We start from the raw sequence: 23371 nt of genomic DNA, 5'->3' as shown, positions 1-23371 counted from the left end.
GGCGCAGCCCGCAAGAATTCACCCGGCTGCCCTTGCCCCGCCTCCCCGCTGGGCCAACAATACGCCAATGAACGACCTGTCCCGCTACCCCCATCTGGCGCCCATCGAGACGCCGGCCGACCTGCGCAAAGTGTCCGACGACGAGCTGCCTCTCGTCGCCGACGAGCTGCGCCAATACCTGATTGAAGCCGTGGCGAGCTCTGGCGGCCATTTCGGCGCTGGCCTGGGCGTGGTGGAACTGACCGTCGCGCTGCACCACGTGTTCGACACGCCGAACGATCGCCTGGTGTGGGACGTCGGCCACCAGTGCTATCCGCACAAGATTCTCACTGGCCGTCGCGACCGCATCACCACGATCAAGAAGAAGGACGGCCTCGCTCCGTTCCCGCGTCGCGAGGAAAGCGAGTACGACACCTTCGGCGTGGGCCACTCGTCCACCTCCATCTCGGCAGCGCTGGGCATGGCCATCGCCGCGCAGCGCAAGGGTGATCAGCGCAAGGTCGTCGCCGTGATCGGCGATGGCGCGATGACCGCCGGCATGGCCTTCGAAGCGCTTAACCACGGCGGTGACGTGGAGCCGAACATGCTGGTCGTGTTCAACGACAACGGCATGTCGATCAGCGAGAACGTCGGAGCGCTGACCAAGATGGCGGCGCGCGCCATGAGCAGCCGTCGCTTGAATGCGCTGCGCGAGCGGGCCAAGCGCGCCATTCCGAAGCAGTCGTTCTTCGGCCGCTTCTTCAAGCGCTGGGAAGAGCACGCCAAGGGCATGTTCGTGCCCAGCACGCTGTTCGAGGAACTGGGCTTCCACTACACCGGCCCGATCGATGGCCACAACATCCCGCAGCTGCTTACTGCGCTGCGCACGGTGAAGAACCTGCCCGGCCCGCAGCTGCTGCACGTGATCACCACCAAGGGCAAGGGCTACGCGCCGGCGGAACAGGCGCAGATCGAATACCACGCCGTGGGTCCGTTCGATCCGCAGGCGGGACTGGTCAAGAAAGCCGGCCCGTCCAAGCCCTCTTACACCGACATTTTCAGCGACTGGCTGTGCGACATGGCCGCCGCCGACGAGCGCCTGCTGGGCATCACGCCCGCCATGCGCGAAGGCTCGGGCCTGGTGCGTTTTTCCAGGGAATACCCGCAGCGCTACTTCGACGTGGCGATTGCCGAGCAGCACGCGGTGACGCTGGCCGCCGGCATGGCTTGCGAAGGCGCCAAGCCGGTGGTGGCGATCTACTCCACCTTCCTGCAGCGTGCGTTCGACCAGGCCATCCACGACGTGTCGATCCAGAACCTCGACGTGACCTACGCGATCGATCGCGCCGGTGTGGTCGGCCCCGATGGCGCCACGCACTCGGGCAGCTTCGATCTGTCGTTCCTGCGTTGCCTGCCGAATATGGTGGTGATGGCGCCGGCGGACGAAAACGAATGCCGCATGATGCTCACCACGGGCTTCCAGTATCACGGCCCCGCCGCGATCCGTTACCCGCGTGGCACGGGGCCGGGTGTGCCGCTGCAGCAGGAGCTGGAAACGCTGCCGATCGGCAAGGCGGAACTGCGTCGTCGCGGCCATGGGCTGGCACTGCTCAGCTTCGGCGCGATGCTGGCGCCGGCGGCGGAGATTGCCGCCGAAATGGACGCCACGCTGGTGAACATGCGCTTCGTCAAACCGCTGGACGAGGCGATGATCCTGGAACTGGCTCGCACCCACGATGCGTTCGTGACGCTGGAAGACAACGCGATTGCCGGCGGTGCGGGCAGCGGCGTGGCCGAGTGCCTGGCCGCGCATGGCATCGTCAAGCCGATCCTGCACCTGGGCCTGCCGGACGCCTACCTGGAACACGGCAGCCGTGAAGAAGTGCTGACCATGGCTGGCCTCGACCTGCCGAGCATCCGCCGTGCGATCCGCGCCCGCTTTCCGCAGGTGGGCTCGCGCAGCCAGGTCACGGCCTGATCGGTTCGATCACCGAAGTTCGATGAAAACGCCGCGCACTGCGCGGCGTTTTCATTTGGACGTCCATCAGGCTCCGGGCCAGATCCCGCCGCTGACGCGATCGCGCTGTTCCAGATCCTGCTCGGTGAATACATCGCGGTAGCCCGCGGCGGACAACACCTCGCGCACCGCCGGCCCCTGGTTCCAGCCGTGTTCCATCAACAGCGCACCGCCGGGCTCGAGATGGTCGCGCGACTGCGCCACGATCTGGCGAATGTCGTCGAGGCCATCGGCCCCGGCAGCCAGCGCCGACGACGGTTCGAAACGCAGATCGCCTTGCGCGAGATGTGGATCGCTCGCTTCGATGTACGGCGGATTGGAGACGATCAGTTCGAAGCGCTGGTCCGCCAGCGCCGCCAGCCAGTTGCCATGTGCAAAACGAACGTTGCCTATGCCGTGCCTGGCGGCATTGCGCGTGGCCACGGCAAGCGCGTCGGCGCTCGCATCCGTCGCCACCACCGACGCCGTCGGGCACTCACGCGCAAGGGCCAGCGCAATCGCGCCGCTGCCGGTGCCCAGATCCGCCACTCGCGTGGCCGAGGTCATGCGCGCGAGGGCAAGCTCCACCAGCAATTCGGTTTCCGGCCGCGGAATCAGCGTGGCCGGCGTGACTTCCAGGTTCAGGGTCCAGAATCCACGATGGCCCGTGATGTATGCCACCGGCTCGCCATCGCGCCGGCGCTGCACCAGCGTGTCGAACGCCTTGATCTGGGTGTCGTCGAGTTCGTCGTCGGCATGGGCGATCAGCCAGCTGCGAGGCTTGCCGAGCACGTGCAACAACAACAACTCGGCCTCGAGTCGCTCGCCGAGCGCATCGGCGGCATCGGCGACGATTGCACGCACTTCAGCCACGATGACGGCTCCGGTCGAATGCAGGGAAATGACTGACGATCGACCAGGCCGACATGGCGGGCTTCCAACACGAAGGAAGCCACAGTGTAGAGCCTGTACCGCCTCAGACCGCCGTGGGCGACAGATAACGATGCACCGCCTGGATCACCACCGAGCCCTCGCCCACGCCAGACGCCACCCGCTTCACCGACCCCGAGCGCACATCGCCAACGGCGAAGATGCCGGCCTTGGTCGTTGCGTACGGTGATTCAAGGATATGGCCCTGGTCGCAACGACCGGTAAGCACGAAGCCCTTGCTGTCGAGCGCCAGGCAATCCTTGAGCCAGTCGGTGTTGGGTTCGGCGCCGATCATCACAAACACATTGCTGCAAGGGCGCGTCGTGGACTCGCCGCTCTCGCGTTGCTGCCAGGTCACGCGATGAAGACGACCCTCCCCTTCAAGCCCTACGATTTCGCAATGCGTATGCAGGGTGATCGACGAAGACTGCAGGATGCGCTGCACCAGATAATCGGACATGGTGGCGGCCAGGCCCGACGAGCGCACCAGCACGTGCACGTGCGAGGCGATGCGCGAGAGGAATACCGCGGCCTGTCCGGCGGAATTACCGCCACCGACGACGATGACTTCCTCGTTCTTGCACAGCTGCCCTTCCATCGCGGTGCAGGCGTAATGGATGCCTGCTCCCTCAAAATGCTCATAGCCCGGCACATCGAGTTTGCGATAGCGCGCGCCGGTGGCCACGATCACCGCGCGTGCCTGCACGCTCTGGCCGTCATCGAGCAACAGGCGATACGGATGCACCGAACAATCGATGCCTGCGGCCTGCCGCGAGATCGCCAGGCGGGCGCCGAACTTCTGCGCCTGCGCCTGCGCTCGACCGGCCAACGCCTGTCCCGAAATGCCGGTGGGAAAGCCCAGGTAGTTCTCGATCTTTGACGAGGTACCGGCCTGGCCGCCCGGTGCCACCCCTTCCACCACGATGGTGGAAAGACCTTCCGACGCGGCGTACACGGCGGCAGCCAAACCAGCGGGGCCCGCGCCGGCCACAGCGACGTCGTAGACGAAATCGGGATCGATGGTCTCGGTAAGCCCCAGTTCGTCGGCCAGCTCGGCGGTGCTCGGGTTCTGCAGGAAGCAACGCTCCGGGCAGATCACCACCGGCAGCTGGTCGAGCGTGAGCTGGAAGCACTCGATAAAACCGCCCGCGTCGGGGTCGGTCTCCGAATCGATCAGGCGATGCGGATAGCCGTTGCGCACCAGGAAGCGTTCGAGCCGCAAGGTATCGGCGCTATGCCCCGGCCCCACCAGGATCACGCCGCCGAAACCGGCCCGGATCAGGCCTACGCGCCGCAAAATGAAGGCACGCATGATGATCTCGCTGATGTCCGCTTCGGCGGCCACCATGCGACGGAAATCGTCCGCGTGAACGCGCAGCACGCGGCTATCCATCGCCACGCGGGCCGATGCAACCACGGCGCGGCGGTTGAACATGTTCATTTCGCCACTGAACTGGCGCGCCGCATACATGGTGAATACGCTGGACTGACCGTGCTGATCCACATCGAGGATCTCGACCAGGCCATCGAGCACGAGGAAGAAATCCACGCCGCGCTCACCGCGCTGGAACAGCATGGTGCCGGCGGCTACGTTTTCCTCGCGACCATAGGCTGCGATGCGCCGGACCATGGATGGATCCAGCCGCGGAAACATCTGCTCCTTGCGGTTCATCGGATCGGTCGGGTCGTAAACGACCTCGGGTGCTGGCGACTGCTCGGACATGCAAGACACCTCGTCGTGGGGGCGGCCCGGCAGCCAGCTGCCAGGCTCGTCCTTGGGTTATTTCAGCGCGTATGGCGGGGACCGCGCGGCGCTGCTACCTGCATCCTGCGCCGCAACCAAGTCGCTCGCAAGTCATTACGGCGACGCCTGCATGGCGGCCGTGATCGACTTGACGAGGCGTTCACGAAACCATCGATGCGCCTGGTCGCTGTCCTTGGAATCGTGCCAGTAGGCGAGGATCGGGATGGCCTTGATGCGCACCGGCAGCGGCTGCATGGCGATGGGCAGGAGCACGGCGAGGTGATCGGCGTACGCCTTGGGCACGGTCAGCAACAGGTCGCTGGCCGCCGTGATCTGGCATGCCGAAAAGTAGTGCTGCGCCACCATGCGCACTTCACGGAACATCCCGTTCTGGCCCAGCAAGGTATCCAGCGCGCTTGCCTCGCCCAGCGGAGAGACGGTGACGTGCTGCGCGGCGAGATAGTCCGCGCGGCGCAGCGAGCGCGACGACGGATGGTCGCGACGCATCACCACCACCAGCGTCTCATCGAGCAGGCGTCGGTGGGAAATATGCTCGCCAGCGCGCAAGGGGCGATCCACCGCCAGATCCAGTGCGCCGGTGCTCAGTTCGCGCTCCACCTCATCGGCGGCCACGCGCCGGCTCACTACGCGCACACCGGGTGCCTCCCGGCCGATGCTGTCCATCAGTCTCGGCAAGGCAATCGATTCGAGGATGTCGCGAAAGCCGATCACGAACTCCATCTGCAGTCGCGCTGGGTCGAAGCTGGGCTGTGCGTGCGCGCTGGCCATCAGGCCTTTGAGGTGCCCCTGCACCGCCGGCATCATCGCGCGCACCTTGTCCGTGGGCAGCAGGCGATTGCCCTGCCGTACGAATAGCGGGTCACCCAATTGGTCACGCAGACGACGCAGGGCGTGGGTCACCGCCGGCTGGGTCAGGTGCAGCACGCGCGCTGCGGCGCTCACGCCGCCTTGCGTGTAGATCGCGTCAAGCACGCGGAACAGATTGAGGTCGATACGGCTGTCACGATCCATGCTCTGGCCCATTCTTATGGCTAATGTCTACCCATAAAGTATATTCATTTCAATTATTGGCCGCCCAAGGCGTACGCTCCCTGAGAGTTGAGGAGCACAGCCATGGATTTCGCCCCCGCCGAACGCACCCGCGAACTCACCGAACGCCTGCAAGGCTTCATGCGCGATGAGGTGCTTCCCGCTGAGCCCGTCTATATGGCGCAACTCACCGGCAGCGCCGACTATCGTCAGTGGCGCCAGCCCCCGGTGATGGAACAGCTCAAGTCGCGCGCGCGCGCCGCCGGCCTGTGGAACCTGTTTCTGCCCGACCTGGAAGACGGCCCCGGCCTGAGCAATCTGGACTACGCGCCGCTCGCCGAAATCATGGGCCACTCGTTCATCGCGCCCGAGGTGTTCAACTGCAACGCGCCCGACAGCGGCAATATGGAAGTGCTGCATCGCTACGCGTCTGCCTCGCAGCGCGAACAATGGCTGGAACCGCTGCTGCGCGGCGAGATCCGCTCCGGCTTTGCGATGACCGAACCCGATGTGGCTTCGTCCGATGCCACCAATATGCGCGCCACCGCCACCCTCGAAGGCGATGAAATCGTCTTGAACGGCCGCAAGTGGTGGACCACCGGCCTCGGCCATCCGCATTGCCGCTTCGTGATCTTCATGGGCCTGAGCGATGCGCAGGCCGAGCCGCATCGTCGCCACAGCATGGTGATCTGCCCGCTGGATACGCCGGGTGTGCACATCGAACGCATGTTGCCGGTCTTCCACGACTACCACGAGCCCAGCGGCCACGGCGAACTGCACTTCGCCCATGTGCGACTGCCGTTGAGCAACGTGATACTCGGGCCCGGTCGTGGCTTCGACATCGCACAGGGGCGCCTGGGGCCCGGTCGCGTGCATCACTGCATGCGTGCGCTCGGCGCCGCAGAGCGCGCGCTATCGCTGCTATGCCAACGCGCGCAATCGCGTGTGGCCTTCGGGCAGCCGCTGATCAAGCTTGGCGGCAATGCGGATATCGTGGCCAACCTGCGCATGGCCATTGAACAGGCGCGACTACTCACGCTGAAGACCGCATGGGTGCTGGACACGCAAGGCAGCAAGGCGGCGCTAAGCCTGATCTCGCAGATCAAGGTGGTGGTGCCTGCGGTGGCCCAACACGCGGCTGATGCCGCCATCCAGATCCACGGCGGCGCCGGCCTTACCGACGATTTCCCGCTCGCCCAGCTCTACGCCTATGCACGCGTGCTGCGACTTGCGGACGGTCCGGACGAAGTGCATCGCGCCGTGGTCGCCAAGATCGAAGCCAAGGCTCAACTCGCTGCAGGAAGCCCCGCATGACCGCCATTCCGGATCAGGCGCGCAGCGTGCGCGAGGAAGACGCCTTCGATATCGCCCGCGTCGATGCGTTTCTCAAGCAACAGATCGATGGCCTGGTTGGCAGTCCCACCGTCAGGCAATTTCCGGGTGGCGCGTCCAATCTCACTTATCTGCTGAGCTACCCCGATCGCGAACTCGTGCTGCGCCGTCCGCCGCGCGGCGCCAAGGCAAAATCCGCGCACGACATGCTGCGCGAGGCGCGCGTGATGGGCGCGCTGAAAGCCAGCTATCCCTATGTGCCGGCGATCCTCGCGCGTTGCGACGACGACAGCGTGATCGGCCAGGACTTCTACGTGATGGAGCGGCTGAGCGGAACGATACTTCGCCGCGACCTGCCCGCCGAACTCGGACTCGATCGCGACGGCGTGCATGCGCTGTGCCTGGGCTTTATCGATCGCCTGATCGAACTGCATCAGGTAGATGCCACCCAGGCCGGGCTGAAAGAGCTCGGCAAGGGCGAGGGTTATATCGCTCGCCAGCTCGCGGGTTGGAGCGAACGCTGGCGACAGGCGACCACGGAAGGTTCCGACCCGTGCGAGGACGTGATTGCCTGGCTCGATGCGCAGCAACCCGCGCATGACAACGCAAGCTGCGTGGTCCACAACGATTTCCGCTTCGACAACGTGGTGCTCGCCAGCGACAACCCGCTATCCATCATCGGCGTGCTGGATTGGGAACTGGCCACCATCGGCGATCCGTTGATGGACCTGGGCAGCTCGCTCGCCTATTGGGTGCAGGCCGACGACGACGCGGTGTTTCAATCGTTCCGCCGCCAACCCACCCACGAAGCCGGCATGCTCACGCGCCGCGAAGTGGTCGCCTACTACGGCGAGCGCACGGGCATGGATGTGTCGGGCTGGCGCTTCTACGAGGTTTTCGGCCTGTTCCGGCTGATGGTCATCATCCAGCAGATCTACCGGCGCTATGCGCTGGGGCAGACCACCAACCCGCAGTTCGCCGGCTTTGGCGATGCGGCGCGCTATATGGGCATGCGTTGTCGCCGCATCATGGCGGCGAAGGACTGACGCATGCGCGAGCTGCTGTTGATCCGGCACGGACAGGCAAGCTTTCATGCCGAGGATTACGACCAGTTGTCACCGCTGGGCGAACGCCAGTCGCTGCTGCTGGGCGAATGGATGGGCGAATGTGGCGCGATGCCGGATCGGGTGGCGATGGGTCCGCGTGCGCGTCATCGCGACACCGCGCGGCCTTGCCTGCGCGCCGCCGGTGTCAGCACGCCTCCGATCACCCTGCCCGGCCTCGACGAAGTCGATCACCTGGAATTGCTGGCGCGTCTTCGACCCGAGCTGGCCGGCGCCGGTGCCCTGCGCGCGGCGATGAAGCAGCAAGCCGATCCCTATCGCGCCTTTCAACAATTGTTCGTCGAAGCGCTCCGGCGCTGGACCAGCGGTGAGCACGATGCCGACTACAGTCGCAGCTGGCAGGACTTTCGGCGCGACGTGCTGGACGCGCTTGAGCAGCTTACCCAGTCGCCCGCCGAAACGATCTGGGCCTTCACCTCAGGTGGCCCCATCGCCGTGATCGCGGGCGCCCTGCTGCAGGCACCGGAAGCCAAGACCTTCGATCTCAGCTGGTCGCTCGTGAACACCGGGGTGACGCGCCTTCGACTAGGCTCCCGCGGCGCTCAGCTGGCGACGTACAACACATGGCCGCACCTGGAGCGCACGCGTGACGCATCGCTGGTGACCCTGCGATGAAACGACCGCCTCCACGCGCCCATAAGGCACATCGCACGACTCGGACTGGACCTCTCTCAGGAACCCTCACTCCATGACCACATCCAACACCTTCGACCTCGCCGGCAAGATCGCCATCGTCACCGGCGCCAGCCGCGGCATCGGCGCCGAGATCGCCAAGTTGCTCGCCACCCATGGCGCGCACGTCATCGTCTCCAGCCGCAAACAGGCCGACTGCCAGAGCGTGGTGGACGAGATCGTGGGCCTGGGCGGCAAGGCCGAAGCCGTGGCCTGCCATATCGGCGAGATGGAACAGATCGAGGCGCTCTATGCGCACGTCGAGAAGACGCATGGTCGACTGCATATCCTGGTCAACAACGCGGCGACGAATCCGTACTTCGGCCACATCATCGATACCGATCCCTCGGTGTTTCAGAAAACCGTCGATGTGAATATCCGTGGCTATTTCTACATGTCTACGCACGGTGCGCGCCTGATGGCGAAGAACGGCGGCGGTTCCATCATCAACGTGGCCTCGGTGAACGGCGTGGTGCCGGGCTTCCAGCAGGGCATCTACTCGATCACCAAGGCCGCGGTGATTTCCATGACCAAGGCCTTCGCCGTGGAATGCGCGGAGCAAGGCGTACGTTGCAATGCTTTGCTGCCTGGCCTGACCGATACCAAGTTCGCGTCGGTGCTGGTCAATACACCCGCCATCCTCAAGCAGGCACTCGCCCACGTGCCGATGCGCCGCGTGGCGCAGCCGTCGGAAATGGCTGGGGCCGTGCTGTATCTCGCGTCCGATGCCGCGTCCTATACGACGGGCAGCGTGCTCAATGTCGATGGCGGCTATCTCTGCGTCTGACCCAAGGAACCTTCATGAGCCAGCTACAGAATCAACGCGTCGCGGGCAAGCGCGCCTTCGTAACCGGTGCGGCCGGCGGCCTTGGTACCGCGATCTCACACATGCTGGCGCGGCATGGCGCCAAGGTCTTCGTCACCGACGTGAACGCCGCTGCCGCTGCGGCGCTCGCCGATGACATCAATCGCGACGCAGGCGCCACGGTTGCCTGGTCCAGTGCGCACGATGTCAGCGACGAAGCCGCGTGGAAGGACACGCTTGCGCAAGCTGCACAAGCCATGGGCGGCGTGTCGGTGCTGGTCAACAACGCCGGCATCGGTTCACTGGGCGGCGTGGAGAACATCGAGCTGAAGGAATGGCGCCGCGTGATGGGCATCAACCTCGAAGGCGTGATGCTCGGCTGCAAGCACGCGATGCCGTATCTGCGCGACGCGCAGCCAGGCTCGATCATCAATATCTCATCGCTGGCCGCGTTCAAGACCGATCCGAGCTTTACCGCATACAACACCTCCAAGGCCGCGGTGGCTGCACTGAGCAAATCCGTTGCGGTCGATTGCGCGCATCAGAAGATCGATGTGCGCTGCAATTCCATCCATCCCGCCTTCATCCGCACCGGCATCGTCGCGCCGATCTTCGCCAGCATGGGCGAGGCAGATGCCACGCGCCGGCTGGCGCGCGTCAACCCGATGAATCGCCTGGGTGATCCTGATGACGTTGCCTATGCGGTGCTTTATCTAGCCTCGGACGAAAGCCGCTTTGTCACCGCCGCCGAACTGATGGTCGATGGCGGCGCCCGCGCCGTCTGACCAGGAGACCACCATGAGCTTCAAGAATCGCCAGCTGCTGTTGAAGACCCGTCCCGAAGGCCTGGTCAGTCTCGATCATTTCGACCTGCACGAAACCACCACCGCCGAACTGACGGATGGCCAGGCCCTGGTGAAGGTGTTGTATCTGTCCATGGATCCCACCAACCGCGTGTGGATGAGCGACGTCCCGCAGTACATGCCGCCGGTCGCTATTGGCGAGGTGATGCGCGGCCTGGGTATCGGCCGTGTGGTGGCATCGAAATCCGCGAACTATGCGGTGGGCGATCTGGTGCAAGGCCTGGTGGGTTGGCAAGACTATGCCCTGCTCGATGAAAACAAGATGGGCTACTGGGTGAAGTTGCCACCCAAGCCGCCGGTGGCACTGCCCACCTTGCTCGGCGCCTGCGGCTTCAGCGGCATCACCGCCTATTACGGCCTGGATGAAATCGCGCCCGTGCAAGCCGGTGAAACGCTGGTGGTGTCCGCCGCTGCGGGTTCGGTGGGTTCCATCGCCGGACAGATCGGCAAACTGCGCGGCGCGCGCGTGGTCGGCATCGCCGGTGGCGCGGAGAAATGCCGCCACCTGGTGGAAGACCTCGGCTTCGATGCTGCGGTCGACTACAAAGCCGATGACTTCAAACAGAAGCTCGCGGCCGCCACCCCGGATGGCGTGCACGTCAATTTCGAAAACGTGGGCGGGCCGGTGATGCGCGCCGTGTTGTCGCGCATGGTCAACGGCGGGCGCGTGGCGCTGTGCGGACTGATCGCCAACTATGCAGGCGGTGGACGCGGGCAAGACGATTACAGCGTGATCATTGTCAAGCGTCTCACCGTGCGCGGCTTCCTGGCGTTCGATTACAAGGATCAGGCGCGCGCGGTGCGGGATCTGGTGGGCTGGGTGGTCAGCGGCAAGATCAAGGCCGGCGAAACCGTGGCGGATGGGTTGGAGAACGCGCCCATGGTGCTCAATCGGCTGTTCGATGGAAGCCATACCGGCAAATTGGTCTTGAAGGTAAGTGACGACGACTGAGGTTGCGTGGGTCGCGCACAGGGTGCGCTCCTACAATGTCGCGAGGCACCCCTGTGGGAGGGCACCCTGTGCCCGACAGCCACCTGTACGAAAACCAGGCGCCCCGGCTTCCGCCGGGGCGCTTCGCCTTTACGGACTTGCTTCCGGCACCGGCGGCGGCTCTGCCACCTTAGGTTTGCGCGCCCGCCAGTACCCGCCCTTGCTCCACGCCTCAAACCCCCAGCGCAACCAGCCGATCAAGGCATTGGCCAACCACAGCGCCCACAACAGCATGGCGATCTTGTAGACCCACAGCGACACACTCAGCACCCCGCCCTGCGGCAACACGCTGTCGGTCTGATCGGCAAACCAGTTGAGCTGCCACGCGGTGGATTCGTTGCCACTCACATGCATGTCGGGCAGACCGAGCAGACCCTTGGGCACAGCCGAGATCAGCACGACGATGGCCACCAGCGTGACGATACTCAGCGCGATCTGCGCGAGGTTGAAGCTTGCACGATAGCGCTCCGGCAGGACGTGACGCGCGCGCAGCCCCAACAGGATCAACCACACGACCACCACGGCGTACGCACCCCACGCGAATGCGGAAAAGCCCAGGCCCAAGAGCAGCCACTGATGAAAACGCAGCGGCGTGGGCGTGTAGCGGGCCAGCAGCCATGCGGCCATCAGCAGCACGATGAGCTGCGACCAGTACAGCACGGCCGGACCCATGCGCGGCCCCCAGGTCCACAGCACCCAGCGGCTTTCGGGGAGCGTGTGACGCAACTGGATATTCGCAGCCGGTGCATTCAGTTCGAAGAGCGGCGTGCGCGTACCAAACGCCACACCTTGCGGCTCACGCAGGCGCAACGTGTAGACATGCGTGCCCGGCAGCAGCGGCAGGCTGAGCTTGTCGTCGCGTATCGCCAGACTCAAAGCGATGGCATCACGCCTGGCCTCCAGCAGTTCGGCACCCTTCGGCAAGCCGATGGCGTGCTCGCCGCCGCGCGTGCTGCGCGCCGTGAGCGTGAGCAGGGTTTCCGTGCTGCGCTCGCCTGCGCGGCTTTCCACGTCCACCCGGTCGAAGGCCAGGCTGTCACCGGCGATGGCCTTGGGTTGCGTCACCGTGACATGCAGGCTCTCGCCCGGCAGCGGCTGGAAGCGCAGGCCCTGACCGTCCTGGCTGGACGGTACGCCCTTCGCGTCCAGATGCCACATGGGCGAGGACTGCAATACCCAAGTCTCCGCGCGTTCGCCCAGTCCGGGTGCCGTCAAGGAGAGCACGTCGGCGCGATCCAGACGGCTCGTCCAGCTCTTGCTGTTTTCGCTGGCATTGAAGGTGACGCCAATGCGGCCATCGTGCACACGGGCGTCGTCACCCAGGGGATGCTCGCCGGGCAGCAGCGGCAGGTCCAGACTGAAACCGCCTTCGTTGGGGGCGATGCGTTGCACCGTGTTGCGCACCGTCCACTCGCTGCCCAGCACCAGCGTGCGCGTGAGCCGGACATACGGCGGGAATGCCTGCGTCATGGCAGTGGGTGTGCTGCCGTCTTCCATGACGCGCACTCGATTGAACGTGAGGCTATCGCCGAGCAGGCGACCATCGGCCACACCATCGGGTTTCCAGCCATTGCCGTTGAACACGATGTGCTGCGGGCGCAGCGGGAAATGCAGCGTTGCGACGTCGGCCGATGATGCGCTGTACCGCAGCGATACGTGATGCACGCCACGCTCCAGCCTGACCAGCACGCCATCGTCGTCGCGCGTCAACGCAGCGTCCCGGTTATCGACCGCCACGGTCTGCAACATCAATACAGGACCGCCCAAAGGCAACGGCACGGCAACGTCGGTACCGGCGTGCATTTCCATATCGACGATCAGCTGATCGCCATTCGCCAGGAACGTGGCCTGCGCCACAGCCGCGCAATCAGGCGCGCACTTGGGTGCCTCGGTGAGACGGTTGCGCAACTGCACAAGCATGCCGTCGTTCGGCGTGGCCTGCGCATGGGCGCCGTGCGGCACCAAGGCGAGCACCAGCAACGCCGTCGCGCTACCGCGTATGCGCACACCGCGCCACTGTCCCTGCAGCGTTGGCCACAGGCGCGAGGCCAGTCTGGCCAGCAGCATGAGCAGCAAGGCCAGCATCGCCACGCGCAACAGGCGAACCAGCCATGCGGGTGCAATGACCAGATGCGTGGTTTGATCGACCGTGACCGGACCTGACCAGGCGAGGCGATAGTCGTTGCCGACATCCCAATCGGGCGTGCCGCGACCGGCCTGGATGATGCTGCGGGCGTCCGACTCCTGCCCGACATTGATCAGCGAGCCGGTGACGGTGACCGACTCCAGTGAGCGCTGAGGCTTTACCTTCTGCAGGATCATTGGCGGCGGCTGACCGCCAACGATGCCCGCGGACGGCGCGATCATCGCAGGCGCGGCTTCTTCGGACGCCGATGCATCCGCTGGCGGTGGCGGTGGCGGTGGCGGTGGCGGTGGAGGCGCGGGCTGAGCGATGTAGCCCGCCTGTTCCACCATGTCGACCCGTGCCTGGAGCCTACGACTCACTTCCGACTGGACGCCGCTTTGAATACGCCCTTCTTCCAGCTGCGGATGCAGCGCGTATTCCATTTGCGCGGCCGCGAATGGCAGCGTCCACAGCACAGCGATCACCAACAGCGCCATCGCGCCGACGCGTGACGCCCACCTCAACCTGCCTTCGGGTAACGCACGCACCAGCAGCGCCAGTGCAAATGCCAGTGCCAGCGTCCAGCGGGGCGCGCCGGCCTCGTGTTGTGCGAGCGCGAGAAAACCCAGCGCAACGAGCGCCCACGGCCAGCCCAGCAAGCGTCCGGCGAGCAGCGCAATCAGCGCCACCACGAACAGGTCGAGCAGACTCCATTGCGCCACCCAGGAGTCGGGCGAATGATCGGCGCCCGACGCACCGATCAGGCGATAACCATAAGGGAGGTGCAAGGTGGTCTCGATGTTCTCCAACGGCAGCAACCAACCGCCTGCTGGCGCGCTACCACGTTCGGGCAGTCGCAGCCCTGCCGTTAGGTTGAGCCGCGCGTCGCGCAGTTCGACACCGCTGCGACCGTTGCCGCCGTCGGTCACCAGCAGCGGACGCTCCGGCTGCGATGCGTTTTGCAATTGCCACGGCGCAGCGACATCCAGTCGCTGACTGCGGCGCAATGAGCCAGTCAGACGATCGGCGGCAGTAAAACCCTTGCCATCGAAGTCAAGCCACAACTGGCGATGCAGCGTGATCTGATCGCCCTGCCCGCCCTCACCACCGCGCATGCCTTGTTCGATGCTGAGGCCGTGGTTCGCATCGAGGGCGAATGCCGGCAGATCCACCCACAGGTCCGGCACATCGGCCTGGCCAGCGTCGGTAGGCTGTCCTTCGACGCGTGTGGTGCGAAACGAGAGGTGGTCTTCGTAACTCCAGATTTCCTGGGCGGGCCAAGGGGCGCCAGGCAGGTTCAGACTGATCTGTTTTGGGACTTCGGTACTGCGCGCGCCCAAGGTGATTGCCCACTGGCCAGGACGCAGCTGCACGCGAAGGCGTCCGTCACTTTCCAGTCGTGCCGGCAAGCCGCCTTCGATAAACGTGGCGACAAACCCTTTGGGCAAGACCGGTCCGAGCAGTTGTTCGCGCGAACTGCCGGTGACGTTGAGTTGCAGCTCGGTCTGCAGATCGGCCGGCATGCCATCTTGCAGTCGCCGGAACACGCGCATGGACAAGGCATCTGCCACGCGTTGGGCCTCAGCGGCCTCGCCCAGCGTCAACTGCGCGCCGTTGCGTTCGACACGCGTCACGGGAGTGCCGTCCAGTGTCAGCGTGACGAGACCGATGGAAACAGGCACCTCTAGGCGCGCTGGTCGGTTTTCCCAGGGCAGCGTGCCGTGTAGCGCGTAGTCGCCCGGCTCGAGCAGCAAGGCCGGCTTTTCGTCGTGGTCCAGCACGACCATCGGCTTGCCGTTGACACCCACCTGCTGTGGCCAGTTGCGCTCGTCACCGGGCAGCGCCACCCAACTGCGCCCATCCACATGGACGTCCAGACTGAAGCGGGCTCCAGCCTTGCCGGCGTCAAGGGTAAGCCGCCCGGGCCACGCACACTGTCGGTCTGCCGTGGTACCGCTTGCAGTGCTCAGCACCGGGCACGCATGCTCCGGCACTTCATGCAACACCCAATCCTGCCAATCCTTCAACGGTGGTGGTACGTCCTGCGCCATGGCTGGCGCGATCAACAACACAAGCGGGCACAGCCATTCCCACGGACGACGCATGTCTCTCTCCCTGACTACCCGGGTGGGCCGGCTCAGTGTAGGTGCCGGCAGAAGGTGGCGGAAAGCACCCTCGCCAGGTCTAACGGGCCAGTCGGGGAAAAGGGTTCGAGGCCGCGCACAAAAAAACCGGGCGGCTTGCGGCCGCCCGATTGGGTAACACTCGCTTGCCCCTGAAGCTCAGCGCAGGATCGCGGCGGCGTCCTGCTTGCGCACCAGCGCGTTGCACAGCAAGGTGGATTCGCTGGCCTGGGCCAGGCCGCGATCGGCGCCGCTCACGTCCTTCGCGCGATCCTTGAAGAACGCCTGCAAGCGATCGGCTTCGTCCTGCGAGCAACCGCCGCCACCGACGAGATCAGGCAGGCGACCGCCCGAGAAGCTGCCGGTGCGGTCGACGATCTTGTCGTAGTTGGTGGTGGTCCACTGCCACGACGCATCGCGTTCGGTGCGGGTGTCGCGGCTGCCGTGCAGCAGCATCGACATCTCGCCGACCTTCACCTTCTTGTCGAGGGCAAAGTTGCGCACTTGCAAGGTCAGCGACGGATCGTTCGCTTCGGCCAGGCCATCGAGCATGGCATTGCGCAGGGCCGGATCGCTGGTCTGTGGCACTTCGGCGATCAGTGCGTCCACCGCCGGCTTGCCGCGTTCCTGCACGGCGACGCCCAGTGACGTGCCCAGCAGATCCGCGTCGGCGGCCGCAAGATCCAGGCGACCATCGGCCTTGCGCTTGAGCGCGGCATCACCCTGCTTGAGCAGTTCGGCGCGCACTTCCGGCAGCTTGACCGTCAAGGCGAGTTCGTCGGCCAGCGTGCTGCGCAACAGCGAGTCGCTATCGGCTTCGTTGGCCTTGCGCTGGTAGCTCAGCTGCTGCATGCGCGGCAGATAGGCGGCCTTGGCCCAGGCGGCGAGTTTGGCGCGCTCGGCATCGGTCTGCGCCAGGTTGCGGTAGATCCAGTTGAAGGTGGTCAGCGGTGCGGTGGCCACTTCGCGGGTCTTGGACGAGGTCAGCGGCTTGAGCGCGGCGAGCACGTCGCCCGCATCGATGTCACCGTGCTTGAAGCTGGCATAGACCGCATCCGCATAAGCTAGCTGCTCGGCATCGTCGAGCTTGCCGATCTGCTTGCCCAGGTTGCCGAGGTCGCCCTTGGTCATCGCGAAACGGTAGTAGCCGCTGCCGTTGGCATTGGGCAGCACCCACGTACCCTTGCTGGCGCCCTCGAGCACCATCGAGCCGGTGGCCTGGTCGAGCAGTTCGCAGCTCACCTTGCTGCCGCTGGCGGTGCCGTAGCGCACGCACATCGGCACGCCCCAGACCTGCTTGTCGTCACCCTTGCTGCCGGTGGGCAGGTAACGGCTCTGGCTGAGCTTGAGCACGGTCTTGCCGCCTTCCTGGGTCAGCTCGGTCTGCACATACGGCACGCCCGGCTGGTTGAGGAAGCTCTTGAACGCCTGCTTGAAGTTGTCGCCCTTGTCGGCCGCCTTGGCGATGGCGTTGATCAGATCGTCGGCCGTGGCGTTGCCGAACTTGTGCTCCTGGACATAGGCGCGCATGCCCTGCTGGAACGTCGCCTCGCCGACGTAGCCTTCGAACATGCCCAGCACCGCCGCACCCTTCTGATAGGTGATGCTGTCGAAGGCGGTTTCGATGTCGCCATTGCCGGTGATCGGCTGGCGGATCTTGCGCGTGGTGACCAGGCTGTCGCCGTTCATCGCACCCTGCGCGCCGCGCACGCGGTCGAGATCGGCGCGGTATTCCGGATGCACCTTCTGCGTCACCTTCTGCTGCATCCAGGTGGCGAAGGCTTCGTTGAGCCACAGGTCGTCCCACCAGGCGAGCGTGACGGTATCGCCCGTCCACTGGTGGGCCAGCTCATGCGCAGTGACATTGAACGAGCCGCGCACGTAGTTGGCCGGGGAATCCGGATCGATCAGCAGCAGCCAGTCGCGGAAGGTGACCAGGCCCGCGTTTTCCATCGCGCCCGCGGAGAAATCCGGCGCGGCCAGCAGGTCGAGCTTGTCCCACGGATAGCCGAAGCCGTAGTAGTCCTCCAGCGTGTGGATGATCGTCGGCGTTTCGCCGAGCACATGCTGCAGGCGATGGCCTTCGCCCTTGGCCGCCACGCCGCGAAGTTCCAACGCAGCAGTGCGGTACTGGTTGGACGAAATATCCGGCCCCTTCACCACATCCCACGGACCCACGCCGAAGGCGACCAGATAGGTCGGCAGCGGCTTGGTGGTGGAGAAGGTCAGCCGCTTCCAGCCGTCGCCGGCCTTTTCTTCCTTCACCTGCTTGGTGTTGGCCACGCCCACTTCGTCGTTGGGAATGGTCAGGCGGACATCGAACGGCGTCTTGAAACCGGGCTCGTCGAAGCCGGGGAAAGCGAAGCGTGCGCTGATCGGCTCCATCTGCGTCATCGCGTACGGCTGGCCTTCGTGGCTGACCTTGTACAGGCCCTGCAGCTGCTGGTTGAGCGGCGCGGTGTAGTTGAACGCCAGCGTCAGCTCCTGCGGCTTGAGCGTGCCGCCGAAATCGATGCGCACCACGCCTTCCTTCGGCGCCGCTTCCACGTATTTCGCCGCGTGCGCCTTGCCCGCCGCATCGGTCACGGTGACCTTGCTGACCTTCAGCTCACGGCCGTGCAGCCACAGGTGATCGGAGGCCTGGCTCAGCTTCACCTTGATCACGGTGGTGCCGGAGAAATCCTGCTGGCGCGGGTCGACCTTGAAGTCGAGCTGGTAGGACTCCGGCTGGGCCCAGCCCGGCAGGCGGCCGTGCGGCTGGTCGTCGGCCGCAGTTGCGGCGAGGGCGGCGCCGCAGCAAGCGGCGAGGGCGGTAAGAACGAGTGGACGGACAAAACGGCGCATGCGCAAAAGCTCCCCTTGGGTAAAGCAAACGCCGACCCTAGGCGCTGCCGTGACTTTGGACCCAGTGCCAAAAGGCATGAGCGGGCCGTCTTCAGCCAAGTCCTACCACGGGCAGGCGCAGACCTCGGCGCTTGGCGCCCGGCGAGACTGATGGCGCCCCAGGCATTGCCTATGACGATCATCAACCCCACAATCATAGGCGACACCTATCACAAGAACATCGGCTCCGCCCATGAACCTGCGCGACCTCAGCTACCTCGTTGCTCTCGCCGAACACCGCCATTTCGGTCGTGCGGCGGAAGCCAGCTTCGTCAGCCAGCCCACCCTGTCCACCCAGATCAAGAAGCTGGAGGACGAACTGGGCGTGGCGCTGGTCGAGCGCACCCCGCGCAAGGTGTTGCTGACCGAAACCGGTCGCGAGATCGCCCGCCGCGCGCGCGGCGTGCTGTCGGAGATCGACGAGATCAAGGCGATTGCGCAACGCACGCGCGATCCGGAATCGGGCACGCTGCGACTGGGCATCTTCCCCACGCTGGGACCGTACCTGCTGCCGCACCTGGTGCCCCTGGTGCGAAAGAATTTTCCGCGTCTGGAGCTGCTGCTGGTTGAAGAAAAAACCGAGCAGGTGATCCGCATGCTGCGCGAGGGCTCGCTCGATGTGGGCATCCTCGCGCTGCCGCTGCACGAAGACAGCTTGCACACGCAGTTCCTGTTCGAGGAGCCCTTTGTGCTCGCCGTGCCGGAAGACCATCCGCTGGGGCTCAAGCACAAACGCCTGAAGCTCGACGACCTGGCCGACGAAAGCCTGCTGCTGCTCGAAGACGGTCATTGCATGCGCGATCAGGCGCTTGAGGTATGCCAGCTCGCGGGTGCGGGCGAACGCTCCGGTTTTCGCGCCACCAGTCTGGAGACTCTGCGCCAGATGGTCGCCGCGAATGTGGGCATCACCCTGCTCCCCACGCTCGCCATCAAGCCGCCGGTGGCGCGCACCGACAACGTACGTCTGCTGGAATTCGCCGGTCGTGCGCCGAGTCGCCGCATTGCGCTGGTATGGCGCAAGAGTTCGTCGCTGGGGACTTTCCTCAAGCGCTTCGCCGAAGTGATCGGCGATCTGCCGGAAGGTCTGCTCGAGCCGGGCATTGTCGAGGGCAAGCCCGCGGTAAAGTCGGGGCGCTGACGCAGCATGCAACGCTTCATCCTGGTCGGCCTGTTGCTGATTGCACTGCTCGGCGGCGTCAACTGGTGGCGCCATCGCGCCATCACGCACGCCCCCGGCATGCTGGCGACCGACGTGCCCGCGCAGATCGACCTCGGCGACAGCAACACCTTGCAACGCGGTGACTTCAGATTGCAGACACGTGCACGCTTCGAGCTCATCGCACGGGTACTGTCACGCGAAGACTACCGGTTCGATGCCGGCGCAGCACTGGCGCCGACGGATCTCGCGCTGGGCTGGGGGCGCATGTCCGACAGCGACGTGTTGTCGCAAATCCAGGTCAGCCAGGGCAATCGTTTTTACCACTGGCACGTCGATCATTTTCCGATACCGCGTCGTGAGATCGAGCAATCCAGCGCCAATATGCACATGATTCCCGCCGACGACACCGCTCGTCGCGAACTGGACCATGTGCGTGCGGGAGAAGTGATCCACCTGCAAGGCTTTCTGGTCGACGCGAGTCGTGCCGATGGCTGGCGCTGGCGCACGTCGATGACGCGCGACGATACGGGTGATGGGGCGTGTGAGCTGGTTTATGTGGAGAGCATCGAACCCGTGTCGCCATGAGGCAAGCGGGTGTCGCGCACAGGGTGCGCTCCCACAAGGGTGCTGCAAATTGTGGGAGCGCACCCTGTGCGCGACACCCGTTCACCTCAATACCGCAACAACGCCTCCAACGGCGCACTCCCATCCTGCCACCGCTCGCGCCCCTGCAAGCTGGCAAGCTCGATCACCACGCTGGCGCCCACCAGCTGCGCGCCCAGCTTCAACACCAGCGCACGCGCCGCGGCCAGGGTGCCACCTGTCGCCAGCACATCATCGACCAGCAACACGCGTTCACCGGGACGCAAGGCATCGTTGCGCGCCTCCAGCCGATCCACGCCATATTCGAGCTGGTAATCCACCGACACCACCGGCGGCGGCAGCTTGTTGGGCTTGCGCAGCGGCACAAAGCCCGCGTGCAGTTTCTGCGCCAGCGCCGCGCCGAAGATGAAGCCACGCGATTCGATGCCGCATACCGCCTGTACCGCACTGCCCTGCCAGGGTTCGGCCAGCGCATCGATGCAGCGGGCGAAGCCGCCGGCATCGGCCAGCAGCGGAGTGATGTCGCGGAACATCACGCCGGGCTTGGGAAAGTCCGGTACGGCGCGAATCAATGACGCGATCTGTTGCAGCGTGACATCCATGGGGTGTGACTCCTTAGCAGCCGGGCGGCAACCCGGCAGGGTACCGTGCCACGCGAAACGGGCCGGGGCGACATGACAAACGGAATACCGGCGGCGCCGGCAGGGGAACGCGCCGTTCAGCAGAAGGCGGGCTGCGGCGCGTCGGGGTCTTCGTCGGGGTCGTTCAGGGCCAGCCGGGCCTCCTGCAGATCCCGTTCGACCTCGCGCACCACTTGTTCGGCGGCGGCCAGGCTGGTTTCGGGAACCAGCACGGCTACGTAGTCCAGGGCAGGTAGTTGTCCCACGGCCCCGGTGAGGTATTCGCCGGAGACGAACGCCGGGATCTCGGCGCGCTCCAGCGCGTCCTTCACCAGGTGGGCGTCGATCAGGCTTTCGGCTCGGTACGCGATACGCATGCCAGCCACGCTACCCCTGCGGCGATATTCCGGCAAGCGCCGCCTGCTTGAGCGTTGCCGGTGCGAAGGCCGCGGTTCACCGAGGATCGACGCCTCTTCCCTGCCCCGGCCAGCCGCTGAAAAACCGCCGAAACACCCCCACGTACCGGACGAGGTAAACTTCACCGTTTCCGCCACCGCGACCGAGCTTCGATTCCCGATGTCCACCGAAAACGCCGCCGTTGAACCCACTGCCTCCGCCGCTGCAGCCCCGCAGGCCGAGGGTCAACGCGCCGATCTACAAAGGGATTTCATTCGCCAGATCATCCGCGAGGACCTGGCCACCGGTAAGCATCACGCCATCCGCACGCGCTTCCCGCCCGAGCCCAATGGCTACCTGCACATCGGCCATGCCAAGGCGATCTGCCTGAATTTCGGCATCGCCAAGGAATTTGCCGGCTGGTGCAACCTGCGCCTGGATGACACCAACCCCGGCAAGGAAGACCCGGAGTTCGTCGAAGGCATCAAGGACGACGTGCGCTGGCTGGGCTACGAGTGGCACGACCTGCGCCACGCCTCGGACTACTTCGAGGTGTTCTACGACTCGGCCATCAAGCTGATCAAGGACGGCGTGGCCTATGTGGACGACCTGAGCCCGGAAGATATGCGCGCCTATCGCGGCACGCTCACCGAGCCGGGCCGCAACTCGCCGTTCCGCGAGCGCAGCGTGGAAGAAAACCTCGACCTGTTCCAGCGCATGCGCGCCGGTGAATTCGCCGACGGCGCCAAGACGCTGCGCGCGAAGATCGACATGACGTCCGGCAACATGAACATGCGCGACCCGGCGATCTACCGCATCCGCAAGGTCACGCACCAGAACACCGGCGACGCGTGGCCGATCTACCCGATGTACGACTATGCGCATTGTCTGTCCGATGCGCTGGAAGGCATCACGCATTCGCTGTGCACGCTGGAATTCGAAGACCACCGCCCGCTGTATGACTGGTTCGTCGACAAGGTGGACCTGGTCAACCATCCGGAGCTGTGGCAGCACCTGCGCGAAGGCGGTTTCCGCACCGAGCCGGCCAAGCCGCGACAGATCGAATTCTCGCGCCTCAACCTGTCCTACTCCATCACCAGCAAGCGCAAGCTCGCCCAGCTGGTGAACGAGAACCTGGTCGATGGCTGGGACGATCCGCGCATGAACACGCTGCGCGGCCTGCGTCGCCGCGGCTTCACGCCGGGCGGCCTGCGCCTGTTGATCGAACGCCTGGGCGTGAGCAAGCAGAACAGCATCATCGATTACTCGATCCTGGAAAACTGCATCCGCGAAGATCTCGACGCGACCGCAGCCCGCCGCATGGCCGTGCTCGACCCGCTCAAGCTGGTGATCACCAATCTGCCGGAAGGCCACGAAGAACAGCTCACCTTCTCCAACCATCCCAAGGACGAGAGCTTCGGCACGCGCCACGTGCCGTTCTCGCGCGAGCTGTGGATCGAGCGCGACGACTTTGCCGAAGTGCCGCCGAAGGGTTTCCATCGCCTCAAGCCCGAGGGCGAAGTGCGCCTGCGTGGCGTGGGCATCGTCAAATGCGACGAGCTGGTGAAGGATGCGAACGGCAACATCACCGAGCTGCGCTGCTCGCTCGACCTGGAGTCGCGCCAGGGCATGCCAGGCGCCGACCGCAAGGTGAAGGGCACCATCCACTGGGTGAGCGCCAGGCACGGCGTCGCCACCGAAGTGCGCGTGTACGACCGCTTGTTCAACGTGGCCGATCCGGACGATGAAACCGACGGCAAGACCTGGATCGAACATATCAACCCGGAAGCCAAGCGCGTGGTCACGGCATGGCTGGAACCGGCGGCGGCCAAAGTCGATCCAGAGCAGCGTTTCCAGTTCGAGCGCCTCGGATACTTCGTGGCTGACCGCGTCGATCACACCTCGGATAAACCTGTTTTCAACCGTACCGTCACCCTGCGTGATGCGTGGGCTAAACAGGCTGGTTGATATCCGCG

Annotated in this window: 17 protein-coding genes; 10 read left to right on the top strand and 7 right to left on the bottom strand. The window is 65.1% G+C overall.

Going from position 1 to position 23371, the window contains the following annotated elements; translation table 11 throughout:
* Window positions 1–67 precede the first annotated feature (67 nt).
* Window positions 68–1957: a 1-deoxy-D-xylulose-5-phosphate synthase gene (dxs, locus tag AC1DKY_RS14995; protein ID WP_441603104.1), complete on the top strand. Its 1890-nt coding sequence runs from the start codon at window positions 68–70 to the stop codon at window positions 1955–1957.
* A 66-nt stretch (window positions 1958–2023) separates the two neighbouring features.
* Here dxs and prmC read toward each other — a convergent pair whose 3' ends face one another.
* From prmC to AC1DKY_RS14980, 3 genes are all read right to left on the bottom strand, one after another.
* On the bottom strand, window positions 2024–2848 hold the full coding sequence (prmC, locus tag AC1DKY_RS14990) for a peptide chain release factor N(5)-glutamine methyltransferase (protein ID WP_441603105.1): 825 nt from the start codon (window positions 2846–2848) through the stop codon (window positions 2024–2026).
* 103 nt (window positions 2849–2951) lie between these two features.
* Window positions 2952–4628, bottom strand: a complete 1677-nt coding sequence (locus AC1DKY_RS14985) for an FAD-dependent oxidoreductase (RefSeq protein ID WP_441603106.1) — start codon at window positions 4626–4628, stop codon at window positions 2952–2954.
* 135 nt (window positions 4629–4763) lie between these two features.
* The gene (locus AC1DKY_RS14980; protein WP_441603107.1) at window positions 4764–5681 is read right to left on the bottom strand and encodes a LysR family transcriptional regulator; all 918 of its coding nucleotides are present in this window, start codon (window positions 5679–5681) and stop codon (window positions 4764–4766) included.
* Between the two features lie 102 nt (window positions 5682–5783).
* Here AC1DKY_RS14980 and AC1DKY_RS14975 point away from each other — a divergent pair, with 102 nt between their 5' ends.
* The 6 genes from AC1DKY_RS14975 to AC1DKY_RS14950 all read left to right on the top strand — a co-directional run bounded on the left by AC1DKY_RS14975 (window position 5784) and on the right by AC1DKY_RS14950 (window position 11447).
* On the top strand, window positions 5784–7013 hold the full coding sequence (locus tag AC1DKY_RS14975; RefSeq protein WP_441603108.1) for an acyl-CoA dehydrogenase family protein: 1230 nt from the start codon (window positions 5784–5786) through the stop codon (window positions 7011–7013).
* On the top strand, window positions 7010–8077 hold the full coding sequence (locus AC1DKY_RS14970; protein ID WP_441603109.1) for a phosphotransferase family protein: 1068 nt from the start codon (window positions 7010–7012) through the stop codon (window positions 8075–8077). The genes AC1DKY_RS14975 and AC1DKY_RS14970 overlap by 4 nt, the downstream gene beginning before the upstream one ends.
* 3 nt (window positions 8078–8080) lie before the next feature.
* On the top strand, window positions 8081–8770 hold the full coding sequence (locus AC1DKY_RS14965; protein WP_441603110.1) for a histidine phosphatase family protein: 690 nt from the start codon (window positions 8081–8083) through the stop codon (window positions 8768–8770).
* Between the two features lie 73 nt (window positions 8771–8843).
* The gene (locus tag AC1DKY_RS14960; RefSeq protein ID WP_441603111.1) at window positions 8844–9614 is read left to right on the top strand and encodes an SDR family oxidoreductase; all 771 of its coding nucleotides are present in this window, start codon (window positions 8844–8846) and stop codon (window positions 9612–9614) included.
* A 14-nt stretch (window positions 9615–9628) separates the two neighbouring features.
* Window positions 9629–10417, top strand: coding sequence for an SDR family oxidoreductase (locus AC1DKY_RS14955; RefSeq protein ID WP_441603112.1), 789 nt, complete (start codon window positions 9629–9631; stop codon window positions 10415–10417).
* A gap of 13 nt (window positions 10418–10430) precedes the next feature.
* Window positions 10431–11447 carry an NADP-dependent oxidoreductase gene (locus tag AC1DKY_RS14950; RefSeq protein ID WP_441603113.1) on the top strand — a complete coding sequence of 339 codons (1017 nt, stop codon included), beginning with the start codon at window positions 10431–10433 and terminating at the stop codon, window positions 11445–11447.
* Window positions 11448–11576: 129 nt separating this feature from the next.
* On the opposite strand, the gene AC1DKY_RS14945 is transcribed toward AC1DKY_RS14950, so the two are convergent.
* On the bottom strand, window positions 11577–15716 hold the full coding sequence (locus tag AC1DKY_RS14945; RefSeq protein WP_441603114.1) for a hypothetical protein: 4140 nt from the start codon (window positions 15714–15716) through the stop codon (window positions 11577–11579).
* Window positions 15717–15893: 177 nt separating this feature from the next.
* Complete coding sequence (locus AC1DKY_RS14940) at window positions 15894–18578, bottom strand: M1 family metallopeptidase (protein WP_441603115.1); 2685 nt, start codon at window positions 18576–18578, stop codon at window positions 15894–15896.
* Between the two features lie 232 nt (window positions 18579–18810).
* On the opposite strand from AC1DKY_RS14940, the gene oxyR reads away from it, so the two are divergent.
* Entirely contained in the window at window positions 18811–19755 is a 945-nt protein-coding gene (oxyR, locus tag AC1DKY_RS14935) for a DNA-binding transcriptional regulator OxyR (protein ID WP_441603116.1), read from the top strand.
* A 6-nt stretch (window positions 19756–19761) separates the two neighbouring features.
* Window positions 19762–20361 carry a hypothetical protein gene (locus AC1DKY_RS14930; protein ID WP_441603117.1) on the top strand — a complete coding sequence of 200 codons (600 nt, stop codon included), beginning with the start codon at window positions 19762–19764 and terminating at the stop codon, window positions 20359–20361.
* Window positions 20362–20447: 86 nt separating this feature from the next.
* On the opposite strand, the gene AC1DKY_RS14925 is transcribed toward AC1DKY_RS14930, so the two are convergent.
* The gene (locus AC1DKY_RS14925; RefSeq protein ID WP_441603118.1) at window positions 20448–20981 is read right to left on the bottom strand and encodes an adenine phosphoribosyltransferase; all 534 of its coding nucleotides are present in this window, start codon (window positions 20979–20981) and stop codon (window positions 20448–20450) included.
* A 116-nt stretch (window positions 20982–21097) separates the two neighbouring features.
* On the bottom strand, window positions 21098–21376 hold the full coding sequence (locus AC1DKY_RS14920; protein ID WP_441603119.1) for a putative signal transducing protein: 279 nt from the start codon (window positions 21374–21376) through the stop codon (window positions 21098–21100).
* A gap of 199 nt (window positions 21377–21575) precedes the next feature.
* On the opposite strand from AC1DKY_RS14920, the gene AC1DKY_RS14915 reads away from it, so the two are divergent.
* Entirely contained in the window at window positions 21576–23363 is a 1788-nt protein-coding gene (locus AC1DKY_RS14915; RefSeq protein ID WP_441603120.1) for a glutamine--tRNA ligase/YqeY domain fusion protein, read from the top strand.
* The last annotated feature ends 8 nt before the right edge of the window (window positions 23364–23371 follow it).

Source organism: Dyella sp. 01N448 (assembly GCF_056399225.1).
The sequence above is the reverse complement of the archived record's forward strand: the minus strand, read 5'-3'. Positions and strand labels throughout refer to the sequence as shown.